This is a genomic window from Paenibacillus sp. Negev47 (assembly GCF_058313655.1).
In genome coordinates this window covers 418,501-437,239 of the sequence record NZ_CM177754.1, presented here as the reverse complement: position 1 = coordinate 437,239, position 18,739 = coordinate 418,501, and the positions used below count along the sequence as shown (strand labels likewise).

General features: G+C 46.9%; 16 protein-coding genes. 7 read left to right on the top strand and 9 right to left on the bottom strand.

Annotated features, from left to right (window positions below):
- Position 1 precedes the first annotated feature (1 nt).
- The 3 genes from AC4G47_RS02115 (at position 2) to AC4G47_RS02105 (ending at position 3,420) form a co-directional block, all read left to right on the top strand.
- The gene (locus AC4G47_RS02115; RefSeq protein WP_491104547.1) at positions 2-658 is read left to right on the top strand and encodes a response regulator; all 657 of its coding nucleotides are present in this window, start codon (positions 2-4) and stop codon (positions 656-658) included.
- 197 nt (positions 659-855) lie between these two features.
- Complete coding sequence (locus AC4G47_RS02110) at positions 856-2,571, top strand: copper resistance CopC/CopD family protein (protein WP_491104545.1); 1,716 nt, start codon at positions 856-858, stop codon at positions 2,569-2,571.
- A 57-nt stretch (positions 2,572-2,628) separates the two neighbouring features.
- Positions 2,629-3,420 carry a YcnI family copper-binding membrane protein gene (locus tag AC4G47_RS02105; RefSeq protein ID WP_491104543.1) on the top strand — a complete coding sequence of 264 codons (792 nt, stop codon included), beginning with the start codon at positions 2,629-2,631 and terminating at the stop codon, positions 3,418-3,420.
- A gap of 236 nt (positions 3,421-3,656) precedes the next feature.
- On the opposite strand, the gene AC4G47_RS02100 is transcribed toward AC4G47_RS02105, so the two are convergent.
- The 8 genes from AC4G47_RS02100 to AC4G47_RS02065 all read right to left on the bottom strand — a co-directional run bounded on the left by AC4G47_RS02100 (position 3,657) and on the right by AC4G47_RS02065 (position 14,280).
- Entirely contained in the window at positions 3,657-3,929 is a 273-nt protein-coding gene (locus AC4G47_RS02100) for a hypothetical protein (RefSeq protein ID WP_145325696.1), read from the bottom strand.
- Positions 3,930-3,984: 55 nt separating this feature from the next.
- A complete protein-coding gene (locus AC4G47_RS02095; protein WP_491104540.1) occupies positions 3,985-5,322 on the bottom strand; it encodes a Tle-like phospholipase domain-containing protein in 1,338 nt (445 codons plus the stop codon).
- Between the two features lie 16 nt (positions 5,323-5,338).
- A complete protein-coding gene (locus AC4G47_RS02090) occupies positions 5,339-5,620 on the bottom strand; it encodes a hypothetical protein (RefSeq protein WP_491104538.1) in 282 nt (93 codons plus the stop codon).
- Positions 5,621-6,000: 380 nt separating this feature from the next.
- Positions 6,001-8,220: a peptidase domain-containing ABC transporter gene (locus tag AC4G47_RS02085; RefSeq protein WP_491104536.1), complete on the bottom strand. Its 2,220-nt coding sequence runs from the start codon at positions 8,218-8,220 to the stop codon at positions 6,001-6,003.
- The gene (locus AC4G47_RS02080) at positions 8,213-11,623 is read right to left on the bottom strand and encodes a type 2 lanthipeptide synthetase LanM family protein (RefSeq protein WP_491104535.1); all 3,411 of its coding nucleotides are present in this window, start codon (positions 11,621-11,623) and stop codon (positions 8,213-8,215) included. The genes AC4G47_RS02085 and AC4G47_RS02080 overlap by 8 nt, the downstream gene beginning before the upstream one ends.
- Before the next feature lie 105 nt (positions 11,624-11,728).
- Positions 11,729-11,911 carry a type A2 lanthipeptide gene (locus tag AC4G47_RS02075; protein ID WP_491104534.1) on the bottom strand — a complete coding sequence of 61 codons (183 nt, stop codon included), beginning with the start codon at positions 11,909-11,911 and terminating at the stop codon, positions 11,729-11,731.
- A 272-nt stretch (positions 11,912-12,183) separates the two neighbouring features.
- Positions 12,184-13,566: a sensor histidine kinase gene (locus AC4G47_RS02070; RefSeq protein WP_491104532.1), complete on the bottom strand. Its 1,383-nt coding sequence runs from the start codon at positions 13,564-13,566 to the stop codon at positions 12,184-12,186.
- Entirely contained in the window at positions 13,567-14,280 is a 714-nt protein-coding gene (locus tag AC4G47_RS02065; RefSeq protein WP_491104530.1) for a response regulator transcription factor, read from the bottom strand.
- 156 nt (positions 14,281-14,436) lie between these two features.
- Here AC4G47_RS02065 and AC4G47_RS02060 point away from each other — a divergent pair, with 156 nt between their 5' ends.
- From AC4G47_RS02060 to AC4G47_RS02045, 4 genes are read left to right on the top strand one after another with little or no spacing between them, the layout of a single operon-like run.
- Positions 14,437-15,354, top strand: coding sequence for an ABC transporter ATP-binding protein (locus AC4G47_RS02060; RefSeq protein WP_491106623.1), 918 nt, complete (start codon positions 14,437-14,439; stop codon positions 15,352-15,354).
- Positions 15,354-16,103: an ABC transporter permease gene (locus AC4G47_RS02055; protein WP_491104529.1), complete on the top strand. Its 750-nt coding sequence runs from the start codon at positions 15,354-15,356 to the stop codon at positions 16,101-16,103. The genes AC4G47_RS02060 and AC4G47_RS02055 overlap by 1 nt, the downstream gene beginning before the upstream one ends.
- Before the next feature lie 12 nt (positions 16,104-16,115).
- Positions 16,116-16,847 carry an ABC transporter permease gene (locus AC4G47_RS02050; RefSeq protein WP_491104528.1) on the top strand — a complete coding sequence of 244 codons (732 nt, stop codon included), beginning with the start codon at positions 16,116-16,118 and terminating at the stop codon, positions 16,845-16,847.
- A gap of 28 nt (positions 16,848-16,875) precedes the next feature.
- Complete coding sequence (locus AC4G47_RS02045) at positions 16,876-17,229, top strand: YxeA family protein (protein WP_491104527.1); 354 nt, start codon at positions 16,876-16,878, stop codon at positions 17,227-17,229.
- Positions 17,230-17,327: 98 nt separating this feature from the next.
- Here the strand turns inward: AC4G47_RS02045 and AC4G47_RS02040 are convergent, their stop codons facing one another.
- A complete protein-coding gene (locus tag AC4G47_RS02040; RefSeq protein ID WP_491104525.1) occupies positions 17,328-18,584 on the bottom strand; it encodes a DUF445 domain-containing protein in 1,257 nt (418 codons plus the stop codon).
- Positions 18,585-18,739: the final 155 nt, after the last annotated feature.

Below are 18,739 nucleotides of genomic sequence, written 5' to 3'. Positions count from 1 at the left end.
CATGGAACACGTACGTGTATTAGTTGTTGATGATCATGCGCATGCGCGTGAAGCGATCTGTAGCATTTTATCCGAGGACAGCCTGTTTGAAGTGATTGGTACAGCTTCGAATGGACAGGAAGCGCTGGAGATGACCGGACAATGGATGCCTGACCTGATCCTGATGGACGTGCAGATGCCGGAGATGGATGGGCTGGAAGCCACTCGTCAGATCAAGCTGCGCTTTCCATATGTTATTATCGTGATGGTCACGGTATCGGATGATGTGACCTTTCTATTCGAAGCACTGAAACAAGGCGCTCAGGGATATTTGCTTAAAAATCTAACGCCTTCCACCTGGCTTGAGTACCTGCGCGCCATCGTCAGTGACGATGCACCGCTCAGCAAGGAACTGGCTTACCGGATTTTGCAAGAGTTTCCCGCACCACGCAGCGAAGATGTGCAAGATAACCCGCTAACGGCACGGGAGCTTGAGATTCTGCAATGGGTATCCGCAGGATATACCAACCGGGAGATTGCTGAGCAGCTCGGCATTTCAGACCAGACGGTGAAGAATCATCTGAAGAACATTTTGCAGAAGCTGCAGCTTGAGAATCGGGTGCAACTCACCCGCTACGCTCTGGAGAGCGGGCTTGCAGGCCGCAAGCTTCGCAAATAATCACGCTGCTTCGAAGCAGGTGAATCGGTGTGAAATAGCATAGCATTCATGCTTTTGTCACAATTATGCAGACCAATTCGTTTTTTTATAGCCCAATGTAGTCATACGCACTCATTTTGGACAAAGTTATAATGGTATAGATTGTGTTCAAAAGACCATGAGTGACTACAAATCTATAACCTGAGGGTGATGATTTTTTGATTTTTACAAGCTTTACCCTGAAATGGGGCAAACGGCACTGGGCATTAATCACCTGCCTGATGCTCGTGTGCTGCCTTGTTATGCCACAGTGGGCATCTGCCCATGCTTATATTGTTAAGGCTTCGCCTGGTGAGAACGAGCTACTCGTAACCGCTCCGCAGCGGCTGACGCTGGAATTCAACGAATCCTTGCAGACGGCCTTTTATGATATCAAAATTACCGGTCCTGACGGCAATCAGGCAGACGACGGAATCGTGCAGATCGATGCGAATCGCCCTCATATCCTGGAGACTGGTCTGCAGGCAGGACTCGGAAACGGAACATATGCCGTCAATTGGAAAGCTGTATCTGCCGATGGGCATCCGATTCAGGGAGCGTATGTTTTCCATATCGGTGAACCTTCCGGATCGCCTGCCGGGCTGAGTGATCTTACATCAGGTTCCGGTTCAACAGGTGGGCCGCTGAAATGGATTGTATCCCTGACAGACTGGATTCAGTATCTCGGGCTCTCTATCATTCTGGGTACACTCGCATTCCTGCTACTACGGATCGCCCCAACTTCCATGGCTAGAGAACCTATGGACGTTCCGGGTAGCTACAAGCTGTTATGGATCAGCTATGCTGCTGCTTCTTTGGCCGCTCTGGTCAGCTTGCCACTGAACACATTGTATGAATCGGGTGTGGCGCTAGGCGAACTGAGCTGGGCACTGATCGGAAGTGCGCTGAAGCTGACATCCTTTGGTCAGATCTGGTTGATACAGATGCTGATTGTCATGCTGCTGGCAGTCACCATTCTCTCCGGTTATGATCGGGATCGGTCCATCCGTGTTCGTATCTGGTCATCGTACGGATCACTTGTGCTCGTGCTTGGCTGGTTGTTCACGCATGCCATGACAGGGCACCCGGCTGCAGCAGATCAACGCGCGATGGCGATTGCCATGGATTTCATACATCTGATCGGTGCTGCTTTCTGGATTGGCGCACTAACCGCCATGGCGATATGTCTGCCTCCACTGGCGGATAAGCTTCCATCGAAGGTTCGAGGGGAAGTCTACTGGGTTGCCCTCCGCAGGTTTACCGCCTGGGGGATTGGTGCCGTAGCCGCTCTGATTGCTACAGGAATATACAGCAGTCTGATTATTCTGCCTGCACCCGTGCTTGCCTCCTTGTTCACTACAGCCTATGGCCTTGTATTAATCGGCAAGATCGTCCTGCTTATTGTGATGCTTGTCTTCGCCTGGCGTCATGCCCGACTGGCAAGAGCAGCAACGGGAAGCAGACTATCCGGCAGCCTCAAAGCCGAACTTGCTACCGGTGCTGTGATTCTCGCTCTGGCTGCCGTGCTGACACATCTGTCACCGGGACAACCAGCAGCGGTCGGACCGTATCAGGAGACGAAGACTACGGAAGATGGCTCAGCGATCACACTTCAGGTGAGTCCCAATGTGACGGGAGAGAACCAATTCGAAGTGGACGTCAAACGTGCAGATGGCAGTATCGTTACTGATCTGGAACAGATTACGCTGTCACTTACACATCTGGACATGGATATGGGGATCTATGAGATTACCATTCCAAAAAATGACACGGGTGTGTACAAGGCTGAAGATTACATCTCCATGCCTGGACGTTGGAATATCAAGGTACATCTCTTGACTAAAACGTTGGATTCACTGGATGCTGAATTCGAGATCGACACCGCCAAGCCATAGTTGCACAACGATTTATATTGAATCATATAAGATAAGAACTGAGAGGGGTTATTTATTTTGAAGAAAACATCATGGATTTCCAAACTAACATCCACTATTGCAACAGGTACCGCAGCATTCATGCTATTCGCTGGATTCGCCAGCGCTCACGTTACGGTCAGCCCATCCGTTGCTCAGACAAGCGCATGGCAGACGTATACGATTAAGATTCCTTCCGAGAAAGAATTGCCTACAACCAAGATCACGATGAAAGTTCCGGAAGGTGTTGCTTTCAAGCAATATCAACCACTGGCAGGCTGGAAAATCACCACAGAGAAGAACGATTCCAATGAAGTAACATCCATTACTTGGGAGATTGACGGAGATAACGAAGGCATTCTGGCAGGACAATTCCAGCAGTTCAACTTCGTTGCGCAGAACCCTAAGGCTGAAGCTGAAGTAGCTTGGGATGCCTTCCAATATTACAGCGATGGCAGTATTGTAGAATGGACAGGCCAGCCTAGTGACAGCAACCCACACAGTATTACAACGATTAGCGAAGATCCAGCTGCTGCTGGTAATGCTGCGGCAGGTGGAGATCATCATAGTGCCGGTTCTGCCAACGAAGGGCATGATAGTGCAGGAACAGAAGGAGCCGCTGGTGATAACGCGGCTACTGACGATACCCAAGCAAACGATGATACTACACTGGGCGATGCACTTAATGACACCGTTACAGGGGAGCCGAACAACACGGATACAGATCCAGGTACACTGAAGCTTCAACAAGCAACATTGATCGTATCCATCTTGGCTCTGATTCTGTCCTTCTTGGGAATCGCTTTGGCGACGCGTCGCAAAAAACGTTAAGAACTAACTTGCGATTTAGATAACTTAACTTGATACAAATTGAGATAAAAAAGAAGCCTATGGCATCGGGATCAACCCCGATGTACCATAGGCTTCTTTTAGCTATCTGCATTCTTGGTTTGGCTACCCATGTTCATTTCACTCCATGGTTTATGCGATCAAGCAATGCCCAATCCACGTTCACACTCATCTTAACGCTGATGCCATCCGCAATATGGCTACAGCATTGACGCTCGTTAGCGTTCCTGATCCGTCTGGATCATAAACTCAATGTATTGCAGCAAGCTCTTCTTCTGCTGTTCAATGGATTGAATACGTCTGGACAGGCCCGCAAAAAACTCTTCAATCTGCTGTCTTGTATGATCTGCGGACTGGCCTTTCCAATCGTTCAAGCGACTGTATAGCGTCCTTGCTTCCTGCTCATCGGCTTGCAGACGGGCAAGCAGCTGTGTCAGTTCTTTTTCCGCAATCCGAAGATCATTCAATTCCACCAGCAATTGTCCACCCACTCGTGTTCCCCCCTATGTACGTAATATCACCAACGCTAGCCACCTAGAAATCTAATTAAAAATGAACCGGACTCTCGTCCGCCTGCCGGAAGGCATCCGCCTTCTCATCAATAAAGTTCAGGAACTGGCTGGTGTGTTTCATATGCCATGTGCCAAGCTCATGAATGGACGCGTCCAGTTGGGTGACAATTGGCTCCAGCCTGCGACTGCGGCTTGTATGCAGGTATTGCGCCATGCGGGTTCGCACCTGATTCAGCTCCGCATTGCACTGTTGTGCATTTTGCTTCCACCGCGAAGCCACACTTTTCAGTTCTTCCGGCGTTACCTGAATCAGACCGGAAGCTGCTGCCGCCGAAGCCATACCTCCACCGCCACCTGACTTGGAACGTAACGGACCGAAGTTCTTGCCGAACGGTCCCATGTGATCCATAAGCCGCGGTGAATAACGGACTCTCTCCCCGGTAATCGGATCATACAAGTCATTCGAGATATAACCATTCTTGAAATCATATTGATCCAAACTGTGGTAGTTCTCTCCGCCAAACGAGTTCTTGGCTTTATCAATAATACTCACGCCATCATTCGCGGAGTCATAATCAGAGTTGATGTAATAAGTCGATCCAACATGCCGATCATATCCTCCCAGGGTTCCGCTGGCTACCAGATCACTCGGACTTGCATAGTTCACAACCTGTCCGTCAAATGCACCCGCTTCAGCCTGACGTCGCACTTCTGGCGTCAAATTACCCATTACGGATGGCGCACTGAATGTCACAGCAGGAATACCTGTATAAGCCGACGCATATTGTGCGTTCCCCCCACCCAGGGAATGCCCGGTCATCGAGAAATCCAGATCCTTATGCTTGCTCTGCATCTGATTAGCATAGTCTTCGGCTTGATACATCTGGTTGGCCCAGCCTGTAGGAGAGACGGTCTTTTCAATATCTTTTACGCGATCACCTGTCCAGTTCTGCACATCTTTTACTCTGTCATCGGCCCAATTCTCCACTTTGGATATACCTGTGAAGTCCTTGACGCCTTTAACCCCTTTGTCAAGCCATTCTGGCGTAAGATTGTTGATAAAATTCCCCGTCTCCTGTTGCCCCTTGCGAATCAACTCTCCGCCCCCGATGCGTCCATCCATCACAAAATCAGGTACAGAGCGATCCAAGGACGCGCTTCCTTCTGTCCCGCGATAGGCAATGACCGCTTCTTTGGTCTCGGGATTATAAAATGTCACGGCATCAAAACCGGAAAAACTATTGCTTTCTGTCCCCTCAAGAACCTGCCAGCCGGGCAGTTCTGTTAATCGATCTCCAGCCTTTTGATCCTGATAGGCTAGATCAGACATCGTTTTATACGTTTCATCATCAATATTGGACCCGTTACTCAATAACTACACCTCCCATTTATTTGGCGTATGGATCATGTCCCTTGGCCATCATTGCTTCCTCAATTTCAGGACTGATAACCAGGTTCTTGGTTATCTTCTTTTTGTAATCGTACGAAATGCCGAAACTCTGGTCTTCATGATCTTTTACATGCCCTTTCAGCCCAATCTGTGATACTGCCATTTCCGGCAATAACTCTTTGCTTGTAATTACAACATCCAGTTCGAACTTCTGCTTGAAGTGCTGAACTACAGTTGTTTCAGCCTCTAAGTACAGAGCTTCCTTCTCACTTGCATTCATGTTCTGACAACCTCCCAGAAATATAGTAAACACCATTATCAGTGCGGATAAACCTCTTAGCCATCCTGTACGTTTAATACGGATCCCCCCTCATGGTTGAACGGTAGAACTCACTATATGTGAAATACACCTTGTTCATCTGTTACCTGCATCATAGTACAAAATCAACATGGACCACATCGGCTGACAGAATCGTTTTCATGTAACTTTCTTCCTATATGATTCAAATAGAACACTTTGGTGTACATTACCCATCATTCTAAAATATGTATCATCTAACATCTCCGTTTATCCACATATATCGAAAAAAATAACGACAATAGCTTTCTCCTCAACACATAGTGTGCAGAAAAGAAAGCCTACTGTCTCCCATTTAAGCCTTATCCATACTGTTTAACCCCAGTCTCAGCTAATTGTTCACATACGAGATCATTGTACCGTTCACACCGCCCAATCAATTCGTCATGTGTTCCGGCATCAACGAGTTCGCCCTGATCAAGTACATATATGGTGTCCGCGCTTCGAATTGTACTTAGCCTATGGGCAATGATAATCTGGGTACATTTCAACATGTTCAGATTATGGGCAATAGTAGCCTCTGTGACAGTATCCAACGCACTGGTTGCCTCATCCAACAGAAGAATTTTGGGTCTGCTCACCAGTGCCCGTGCGAGAGCCACCCGCTGCTTCTGCCCTCCGGATAGATTCGAACCCGCCTCGGAGATCAGTGTGTTATATTTCATCGGCATCTTCTCAATATCAGCATGAATGTCCGCCAGCTTCGCTGCGATCATCACATCCTCCGTCGTCGACTCCTCTGCATGCAACCTAATGTTGTCATACACTGTGTTGTTAAAGACAAAGTTATCCTGAAGCACGATACTGATCTGGCTGCGAATATCCTGCTGTTCCAGTTCTTCTACATTCAACCCATCGAAATAGATATTTCCCTGTGCGGGAGTATACAGCCCTACCAGCAGTTTCGCAAGGGTACTCTTTCCTGAACCTGATTTGCCAACCAGTGCGACCCTCTGCCCTGCCTTAATCGTGATATTGATGTTTTTCAGCACATCTCCTCCGTATTCCGTATACCTGAAGCTGACCTGATCGATCGTAATATCCCCGTTAAGCTTCACGTTTTGAAGGGCAGGCGTTGACTTTTTCTTGAATTTGTTACTTTCTTCGGCTTGAATGACATCATAGATTCGATCCAGTAGGGCATCCGCCATCACGAACTCGTTCAGCATCAAGGCAAGCGAGTTCAGCGGTCCCAGAAACAGCGCGGCCAGAGACTGGAATGAGACGAGCATGCCGAGCGTCATATTTCCCTGCATAATTTGATATAATCCCACCAGCAGAATCAGCATCGGTGTCATAAAGTTCAGTGTGTTTGTCACGGTATTCACTCTCGTCTGAAAAATTGCCTTTTCCTTGACCGTTGCCAGCTGACGCTTGAATAACGCTCTCCATTTCTCCCCAGTACGATCCTCAATCCCTAGTGATTTGATGGTCGAGATGCCTTCCAATACCTCCGTCATGAACGATCCAGCCAGACTCTGGGCTACAATCTGGGTTTGTGTCAGCTTCTTGAATCTGCTGCGAGTGTATACAAAAATAAGAATCTGTATCAGTCCTACACCGAGCAACGTGAATGCGATCACCCGGGACTGGATCACAATATACGTGAATGTCACAACAATTAAAAATAGGTTGATCAGCGTAGAGATCATCTTCTGGGACAAAATTTCCCGGATGGTCGTGTTGCTGTTAATCCGGAGCATCAGATCTCCACGGGAGCGGATTTCGAAATATTGATAAGGCAGTCTGAGCATATGTGAAACAAAGCTTGTCGTCAGCTGAGAATCCAGTAATTCCTGAAGCCGTACAATGCACATATCCTTCATATAACTGAAGCCGATCTGGAACAGGGTTAACAGCACAATGCTGGTGATCAGGACAGGAAATAGCGAGTATCCCTCACCGCTTGTAGCTGCATCGATCGAGACTTGCATCAGGAACGGAAAGGCCACCGAAACCAGTTGCAGCCCCAGAGCGAGCAGAACGGTCCATATAAAATATTTTTTGTTACTGCGAATCAAATCCTTGAAGTACGCCACTTTACTTATCTTTTTCTCGGACAAGGGTACAAAACCCTCATCCGGATATACGAGCAAAAAAATACCTGAATATTTCTCCGCAAACTCCCGCTTACTGATCACCAGTCTTCCCAAAGCCGGGTCAACAATGATGAAGTGACCACCCGTCTTGATCCGCTCAAGCACGACAAAATGTCTCTCCTCCCAGAAACAAATGACCGGCAGGAAATCATTGTCGAGCGATTCAACAGGGGCTTTCTTGGCTACCCCTTTCAAGTGATAGGTCTGGGCAACCTCTTTCATTTTGAGCATGGAACTGCCATCCCGACCGTTGCCCAGCATCGCAAAACGTTCCTTCAGATCGGTGAAATCCGCTTCGTAGCCGTGATAGGCGAGCAACATATGCAAGCAGCTGGGACCACAATCATATTGGTTCATTTGCAGTTTGACAGGGACTTTGCGTTGTCTCTTCCGGCGCAGACGGAATACAGGCCGTTCAGGCATAGTGCTGCCCCAAGTGGGATGGCTGTTCCGTAGTGTTCATCTGCTGCTGAGCGGATGCCGTCTCCATAGCGTATGTCTGCCCCATTTCCTTCATTTCCTTACGTTTTGGTCCCTCCATCATCAATACTGAAGGCAGGTCACGGTTATACAATCGCAGCAATTGATACCCAATACCGGCGAGTCCGAGCATCAGTCCTGGGATTTGCTGACGTCCGGGAATACCGCATCTCCAATGAAGGTTATCATTTCTCACCTGTGTCATAATGTAGCTTCCCATCTGGTATGAGTACTCCTCCAATGCTCCATCCTGCAAGTAGTCGGCTGCCAGGAGCATCAACTCCAGATTTCCCATATCCCCATGGCAGAGCGAATAGCTAACTTCTGTAAATCCGTCTTCCATCGTCTTGGCTACCGCTTTGCGGATATCCTCCTCTACTGAATCCACAGCTCCCAATGAGCTCAATTGCTGCGCTATCCCTAGGCGAGCGATACCCAAACCGGGTGCGCCGTTACACCAGTACATGACATAATGCTCTTCCGGCTCGTTGCTGTCGGTGAACCGCAGATCTTTCCAATTGTTTACGCTCGGGCTGTAGAGGGCATCCTCATATTTCAGTCCCTCCATGCAAGTTTCAAGATAGGCTTTGTTGCCTGTAGCATTATACAGACGAGCCAGACTCAGGCAGATGCCTGCATTCCCATGCGCAATGCCACTAAGTGGTGTTTTATTAATCGCTGACGTCACCCAAGCAATACCATGATCCATCGGCTGTGCAAGATTCAGCAAGTGTTCTCCGCATCGTACAGCCACGTCCAGCGCTTTTTGCGACTGAAAGCTCATATACATGTCCACACATGTCATCAAAGTGCCCGCGCAACCTGAGATTACATCCAAGTGCTGATCATTATCAATCATATCACCCAGTATATCCAGCAATTCCAGCGTATCCGGATTGATCCCAGGTTCCGAACATAATTTAGCTTTATGGATCAGCAGATAGAGGAGTGATCCGTAGCCAGTGAACAATGAGATGTTTTTATCGATTTTTTTTCGAATCATTTCCCAGGCTGTCTGGATACACAGATCAACCATCTGCATATATTTGTTGTCACCCGTCTCCTGACCCAAATAAAGATAGAAATAGGCAATGCCCGTCACCCCGTTGTACAACCCTAACTCGGAAGATTTATAGATTAACTTCTCATCTACATCCATACCCATACTGATCCATGACACCGAGCGGCCGTCATCCCCCATAATAGCAATATCTTTTATGTACTCCCCGATTCTTACCGCCTCTTGCAGATATTCTTCTTTAGTCATGGGTATACGATGTTCATTCAATTTTTCCAGTCGGACGCTTGCCGTACTTTTCTCCATGGCGAAAGAGCGTTCCAGTACATATTTGGTTTGGAGTGTCCGCTCAGTAAACTCCCACTGTATATCCATGTCTTCCTGATTCATTGCCCGCACTTTATCCTCGGTTTGCGTTAGAATATCGGAAGAAAAAACGCCGTCAATCGCTTTGTTATCGTGGTGGTGAAACAACATTTTATGGCCTATAAAGGTCTGAAACATGGGCACATCTCCGTGTAATAGATCATGGCATTCATATCTCACCAATTTTTCACGATTACGATCCTGCCGAACAATCATCCACATCATGTCGAACAACAGGCTCTTATCCAGCCCGTTTCTGAGATATCTTGGATGGGAGCTAGCTTCAATCAGCGTAAAATACGTAACGGTCGGACGAACAATGGTCCGTACAGCACAGCCATGAAAATGATGGCGAACTTTCGCGATAAATAACTCCTTTTGCTCCATGATGGCACTGTATATGCGATAGAAGCCTTCCTTCAAACTTTGGATATATCGCTCTGGTTTAATTGGTGTATGTTCATACGAAGGCAGGTGGCTGAATCGGCTTACACTCACCTTGCTTCTTTTTATTCTCATGGTATCTGTGTTTTTATCGTGAATCTCATACGTGTTGAGTACCTGATCCACATCTCCTGCGAGCCCGCTCAGATCACTGTGATACAAAGCGTTCGAGTCCAACGTGGGCAGCATGCTTGTTTTTAACACTGAGTCATTCAACATGGAGAGGGTCTTTTCGAGCGCCGTATAGTGGTCCTTCACCTCCGTGTACTTGAAAGGTTGATTGTGCAGCAGCGATTCCAGATCGACGAAGAACGGATGCTCACCCTGGGCAACGATGTTCTCCATGTGCATGTCTGTTGCGTTAACGGCATACAGAATAGCCAGATACTGCCCCTGCCGCTCAAAAAAACGTTCCACTCCCTCCAGACTATTGACTTCCTCATACGAAATGAACTGCTGCCAACCATATTCGGAGCGATCCAGCGATTTGGCTATACGGAACGGCAACCCGATCTGCTGATCATTAAACCATTGCAAGAGTTCAGCAAAAGCGGTGTCGATCGCCATATCCCTTGGTTTGTACATGACATTGACCCCTTCAGCAAACTTCAATCGCAATACACTGGCTCCACCATTATGGGAATCTCCAAGAAATACGATGTCCTCCAGCTTATTCAGCCTGAATTCGAAAAAGGACTCTAGTTCATGACGATCTCTCGTCAAGCGCTTCAAAACACGCAACATATTAAGGCTGATACGTAGGGTATGCTCAACAATACCACGGGCAAGAACAGGATATTCCAGTAGAAGGGTCAGGATCTGTTCTCTGGACTGTATTTTTTGGCTTACAAAGTGTTGATACCGCTGACGGGAATCAGCACCTCTCAATTCCTCTTGCAATCTCGCCTTATTTAATTCATAGATTAATGTTTTGGCAGACATGTGGAAAACTTTATCCGAGACTGTCTTCAGAACAAGCCCTGTAACACGCCTTTTGTCCAGCCAGTCATATCCATCATTCAAGCCTTCTGTCATGATCTGAATCGATCGTTGCAGAAAGGGTCTGGAAAACTCAAAAAACGGAATTTCTTCCGTATCACCCTCAATAAAATATTCGATCTCCAGATGCTCATTCTCAAGGAATGTTTTCCGGAGTTCCTGATGCCAGGGCATCTGTGCAAAGTCGTACGTGAAGCCCGTATCGTTAAACAAAGCCTGTACTGTATCAACATTCATCGATTCAGCCCTGAAGCGATCTAATAATTGCTCCTGATCCTGAAAAAATTTGTCAAGCCATAGCTGCATCCTTCCAGGATCAGAAGCTTGTTCTACAGGCATGTTAAAAATCTGATCACTGACTGGTGTATCTTCCTCATTCATATCAGCAACAGTCTCCCTGCTAAACGAGATATTGCCGGGAACCGGGGTAGCATATCGCTGCACAAACTGCTTGTATTTCTCCGTTAAGTAGAGTGCATCACTCCAGCGGGAGTCATTTAACCGCTCATATATTCTCATCGTTTTATCTCCCCGTCTATTTGATGGTTTGGTGCTCAAAATCCCATACAAAAAATTCAAGCACATAACTGAAATCAGCTATGTGCTTGAAGATGAGAGTAAAATTTAACAACAAGTCAGCCAGGAAGAAGGTGAAACCGAATTATAATGACATTCGTGACTTACCGTACAGAATACACCGCCGCTAGCTTGAGCATCAACTACCGATACCGCCCCTGTAATGACCATAAGCTCGTCATCACTGATGTCCTCGATTGCTCCCAATGCTTCGAGATTGAATTGTTTCATTGAGAAAACCTCCATTCAATTTTTTTATATGTATAGCTTATAAAAAGCTAAACACCAAGGTTAAATTGGATTACACTTAATTACATATTTACTAAATTGTGTAATTACTTTATGTCCTTACTCTAGCATAACTTGCTATTTTTTGTAAATACTTTTTTGGGATTTTTTATCATTTTAGAAAAACAAAAGACAATCTCTATGTTCTAACATGATTCGTTATTACGTTGTTACATGTATTAAATTTTAAACACCTGCCCCTATACAGGTATTTTCTAACTTACAGGCAACTTCAATACAGCCCTAAATCCCTCTCCACTTTCACTCTCAAGAATAAGCTTTCCCCGATGGGCTTGCGAAATCCTAGCTACCATTGGAAGGCCCAGTCCATGTCCCTGGCGTGAGGGACGCACACGGCCTGCAGTATACGGGAGAACTACCACATCGTCTAAATACTCTTTGGGAATACCTTTTCCGTCATCAGATACCACAAATTCACAAAAGCAATCTTCCACTGCACGCATTGTTTCCAGCACAATTTCACACCCGTCCGGGTTATGCCTAATACTGTTTTGTACCAAATTCGTTACTGCTCGATACAGCAATCGCTCATCCCCCATAACATGAAGACTCTCGTCCTGAACATGTAGCGAGATCGGATAACGTTCATCCAGGCCATTATTCAAAAAATCCGACACAACCTGCCTTGCCAGTACGGAGAGTCGAATCGACTTCAACTGTAGGGGCTGCATCTCATACTCCAGCATGGATACCAGATTCAGATCACTGACCAGTGACCGCAGACGTTCACCCTGACGACGAATAATAGCTGCCTGCTGTTTCTGCTCGGCTGGTAAATCCGATTGCTCCTCCAGCTCACTCGCGTAACCCAGAATCATTGACAATGGTGTCCGTATATCATGAGAGATGCCAGCAATCCAGTTGGATCGGGCTTCATCCCTTGCTTTGAGAGCGTCATCCTTGTCCTGAAGCATTCGAGATGTGGAATTGATGCTTTGAGACAAATCACTAAATAAACCCTTGGTCTCGACATGGACAGGTTCTTCCTTTGCAAGTGCATGAATACCTTGAACCAACGGTCGAATACTCCGGATTACCCGTGCTCCAATTAATACGGATACCAGAAGGGCAAGTGCTACATTACATACCAATAACAGTAAAATTCGAACAGGCAATGACTTGAGCCATTCTGCAAGAAAGTCGAACTGGTATTTTCCATACGTATTCTTGGGGTAGCCTACCACCAATAATCCGTCTTCACGCTCCCACACATACACCGGATATTCCATAAGATAATATCGGGAAAACTTCGCAACATCTGCTACGTTAAACGAGCGCGGAATTTCAGCCGGGAGCCGTTCACTCCACTGTACCTTACCTTCTGGATTAAGCAGCATCGCCCAAGCCTGATAGGTATCCAGCAATTGCATTCCATCGCTGTTTAGCGCATAACCCTCCTGCTCGTCCTTACTCAGTCCACTGGCCATCTGCTCCACAACTGCGCCAGGGGAAGGGCCCTCATGAATTTCCTTAAAGATCAGCGAACCTAGCAGAATCAGATTGAACAGCAACAATACCACAGATACAAGAATGGTAGAACCGACAAACCTTCTTAGAATTCGAACAACGCCATCCATTTACCAAGACTCCTGAACTATCAGTTTATAGCCAAGTCCCCGAACAGTTAGTAAAAATACAGGTTTTGATGGATCTTCCTCGATCTTCTCCCGGATCCGCCGAATGTGCACCATTAATGTATTTTCGTAACCATAACTCTCATCGCCCCATACAGCTTGACACAGGGCATCACTGGTTACAATCCGGCCCTGGTTCTCATACAACTTGATCAGTATGGCATGCTCCTTGGCTGTCAGCGGAAGCTCCCTGTCTATCCCCTGTACAACAGCGCTTTCCAAATCAATGGTTTGTCCACCCAAACGAAATACAGGCAATCTCTCCACCATATTGGAGGCATATACCCGCTTCAGAATAGCCATCAGCCGGAGGATCAGCTCCCTCGGAAGAAAGGGTTTGACCATGTAATCATCCGCTCCCAGGCCCAGTCCGAGCAGTCGATCCTCGTCTTCACCACGTGCAGACAGGAACAGGACAGGCATGTCCGAGAATGACCGAATCGAAGAGAGCAGGGAGAAGCCATCCCCATCGGGAAGCATCACGTCCAGAATGGCTGCATCCGGCTTTTCCAACCTGCATACTGCCAGAGCATTCAAGAAATTGTCGGCTGTGTAGACGCGAAAGAAACCTTCTTTACGTAAAAAACGTTCAATCATTTCCCGTATTTCGGGCTCATCATCAACGATCAATATTTTTTTATTTTTCATTATATCCATTCATATCACCCTTTTCATTATACATGATAAAGGCATTCACCCGATATTTTCCATTTTCATTTAAGGTAAATGTAAGGTTATCTTCAGCCACGAGCAAGAAGTCTGATCTATATTTAGAGCAACAGAGACACTAGTGAAATGGAGTTGAGATCAATGATGAGTATATCCCCCATCGTACAGACTCATAATCTGTCCAAATCTTATGGCGGTACTAACCGTGTACACCAGGTTAATCTGGCTGTTGAGACGGGGCAAATTTTTGGCTTCCTGGGCCCAAACGGCGCTGGTAAAACAACCACGTTAAAAATGCTATTGGGTTTGATAAAACCTACCGAAGGCAACGTCAAGATGTTCGGCAAAGACCTGAATAAACATCGTCCTTCCATTCTGAATCAGACTGGTTCATTGATTGAATCCCCTTCCTATTACGGACATTTGACTGGCCTCGAGAATATGAAAGTCATGCAGCGACTGCGTAACGTACCCTCGAAAAATATTGATGAAGCTCTCAAAATTGTCCGGCTTGAAAATCAAAAACATAAACAAGCCGATCAGTATTCACTGGGCATGAAGCAACGTCTTGGTATCGCTATGGCCCTGCTCGCCTTCCCGAGCCTGCTTATTCTGGATGAACCTACGAACGGACTTGACCCCGCAGGGATCGGTGAGATCAGGGAATTGATCAAGTCCCTTCCAGGGCAATATGGTATAACCGTGCTACTATCCAGCCATCTCTTGTCAGAGATCGAACAGATTGCCACCTCAGTGGGCATAATCAGTGATGGCAAGTTGCTATTTCAGGGAACAATGCAGAGCCTTCAGGCCAGTAACAAAGCCACGATTCGTTTTCAGACGGCCGACCCTGCTAGGGCAGAGAAAATCCTTTTGACTCAAGGTTATATGCCCAATGTCCAGGGAAAACAGCTAGTATTTGACTATCTTTCTGACGAGCAAGTCTCGCGGATGAACAAATTGCTGGTAGAACACGATATTCCCGTAATCCGTATTGAGGAACACAAGAAAAGTCTTGAAGATATATTCCTAGATCTGACCGGAAAGGAGCGGAGTCTGTAATGAAAGCTCTATCGTTGGAGTATTTCAAAATCCGTCGCAAAAAGATTTGGGTCATGTTAACTTTGTTTCTTGCTGCAGAGATGATCTGGGCTTCCATGTCCATGAGCATCTCCATCTCCCGGAGTGCTACTAATGCGAGTTGGGAAGCCTTGATCTTCAGCATCGCTTCCATGAACGGTCTGTTTCTGCCGATTATATCGGCTATCGTTGTGTCCCGCATATGCGATATGGAGCATAAGGGGAGCACGTGGAAAATGCTAATGACGACCAATACCGGACGCAATCATGTCTATACAGCTAAATATATATGTGCGAACAGCTTGATCTTGTACGGTATCCTTGCGCAAGCTGTATTCATTGTAGGTTTCGGTCTGTCCAAAAATATTCCCGGTCCGTTACCACTCTCCCTGCTTGTGCAATTCGCTGTAGGCACACTGCTGACTACGCTCGCGATAACCGCTCTTCAGCAATGGTTGTCCCTTACGGTACGCAATCAGGCTTTTGCATTATGTCTTGGTATGCTGGGCGGATTTATCGGAACAACGTCAGGGTTGTTCCCAGCTGGTATTCGTCACCTTTTCATTTGGTCCTACTATATGGATCTGAATCCGATCACGTACATTTACACTGCATCTTCGGGTACCTATGTATCGGGTATGCTGCCCGCCGGTCTTTTCATAGCTGCCCTATTAATGGCTGGCATCTTCTATTTTGCCGGGAATATCCATGCTTCAAGACAAGAGATTTGAGGAGGAAAACACATGCTGAGGAGTATTTCCGCCGAATGGCTTAAACTTCGGCATTCCCGGATCAGTCTGGTACTGGCAATTCTGCCAATCATCAGCCTGCTGATCGGATGCTTTAACTTTTATTTCAATCAAGCCGCCTTGCAAAACGGTTGGTACAGTTTGTGGACGCAAGTCAGCTTATTTTACGGAGAGTTCTTTCTACCCATCCTGATCGCCATTTGCTGTGCTTTTGTGTGCCGCCTGGAACACAACAATCGCAACTGGAACATGATTCTGGCTTCTCCAATATCGGTCTCCAGCCTGTTTGTTGCCAAGTTAATGATTGTCGGCGTACTAATCTTCTCGGCGCAAGCATTCTTCATGCTTATGTACTGGACAGCAGGCCAACTCTTCTCCATTCCGGGTCCATTCCCGATGGAAACAGTGATGTGGAGTCTGCGAGGGTGGTTCGCCTCCATTTCCATTGCCGCACTGCAACTGGGGTTATCCATCCGGATACGAAGTTTCGCGACGCCAATTGGCATCAGCCTATGTGCGGTCTTTCTGGGATTAGGTATGTATGTGCTAAAAATCGGCATGTTATTCCCCTATTCCCTGTTAACCATAGGCATGGGTGTACTCAGCCAAAAGGGGCTAACTCCCTCGGAAAATATCATCTTTCTATTGATGAATAGTCTCTTTATTCTTATATTCGCGACCTGGTCCATCCGTCGCCTGAAGTACAGGGATATCGTATCATCCTAAATAAACAAAGAACAAGGAGTACAAGATTATGAAAAAAGCATTCACCATTCTCGCATTGATACTTGTTATTTTGACTTGCCTGTGGCTCTTCTTCATGGATCCGGCCAAGCTGACTCCCGATAACCCTGCTGGCAAAACAACCTACTATACCATTGTTAATCAGCCTACAGTCAACAAAGATGACAACGGCAGATACGCCTATGAACTGGTCGGCTACACAGAAGAGGGGAAATCCACAACATTACATTTTTCTACCAGTAAGATACTTAAAAATGGTGCTTACTTGAAATTGTATGCTTCTTCTCTGCGTGGTGTAACACACTGGGAAGAGGTTACTGCTGACGATCTGCCTGGGCATGCGAGAAAGTTAACCTCCAAATAAAAAGGAAATCACTATCTGTGTCTCCCTCAATTTGGCCATATGCGCATATCAAAGAGAGCCTAACCCATTTTTCACGGGCGGCTCTTCGATGTACATTGTTATGCCAATGCCATCTGCAGCGCAGTCAGCGCAATCCCGATAACAAATCCGGTAACGGCTCCGTTGATCCGAATCCATTGCAGATCCTGTCCAACCTTATCTTCAATCATCGAAACCAAAGTAGCATTGTCCATTTTGTCCACATTCTCGCGCACGAGATTACCGATTTTGGAATGGTTCTTCTCCAGCAACGTGGTGACGCCCTCCACTATCTTCGCGTTCATGCTTGTCATCAATTCATGATCTGCACGTAAGTCAGATAATACCCGTTCAATGGCTGGCAGTGCATACGTATCTACATAACGTCCGTCTTCCATCGCGGCGAGCGCCTTATCTCTCATTTCAGTGAGCTTGTTCAGCACAGTCTCCTCCGCGTTCCAGCCCTCAAGCATGTTGTTCTTCCAGCTATTCATACCCTCTTGCACACCTTCGCTCATAGCGATGCGCACCGTCTGGGTACGTACCATATCAAGCACCTTGTACCTCAAAGCACTGCCTTCACGTTTCATATCCTCTACCCGGTCGAAGAGATATCCTTGTAAAATGCCACCCAGACGCTCCTCGTTCATATAACCCAGGAACGCATTCATCGCAAATTGCATTAATCCGTTCATCTGTATGCCGCTGATGGCTTTCATGCCGCTTTCACCCAAAAACATGATCGTCTCGGGCTTAACCAGCCACTCCTCGGCTTGCTTCAATCCGTAGTCCAGCGCTTTCGCGTCATAACCTCGCTCTGTCATCTGGTGAGCAGCCCGTTCCAGAATCGGGGCCAGATCAAAGGCATCAGCCTGTGACTTGATTTCACCCGCTACGAGCGGAGCAATCTGTTCTAACGGCAGACCCGCCAGAATTCGTTTGCAAAGCGTATCAATCATGGTCTTGAGCCCGTCACTGTGAAGCTCACGTGTCAACGTATCGAGCACCGTCTCTGCTGCTTTGAAATCTGCGATTTTCTGGGTAATACTGTCTTTGTTGAGCAAGTTATTCTCTACTGCAGAGACCAGACCTTCCGTCATTTTATCCCGATTTTTCGGCAGCAATGCCGTGTGCGGAATGGGAATACCGAGTGGGTGACGGAATAGTGCCGTAACTGCGAACCAGTCCGCAAGTCCACCCACGAGTCCCGCTTCAAACGATCCTACCAGCAACTTGCCCACAGGAACACCCTGGAACGGCAATGATGCAGCAAATCCAGCTCCCATCACCACGAGAGACCAAGCTGCAGCTTTTTTGGTTTGTTTAGGTTTAGCCATTGTAATCTTGCTCCTTTATGATTAATCGCACGGCCCGGAACAGTCCCTGCACTTCTTCGTTTCTTATATAAACTCTCCACTAGCGAAGTCTTAACTTCCATATTTCGTATACTTCATCTTATCACCCACAAGCGTCAAAACCAAACCTCTGCTTG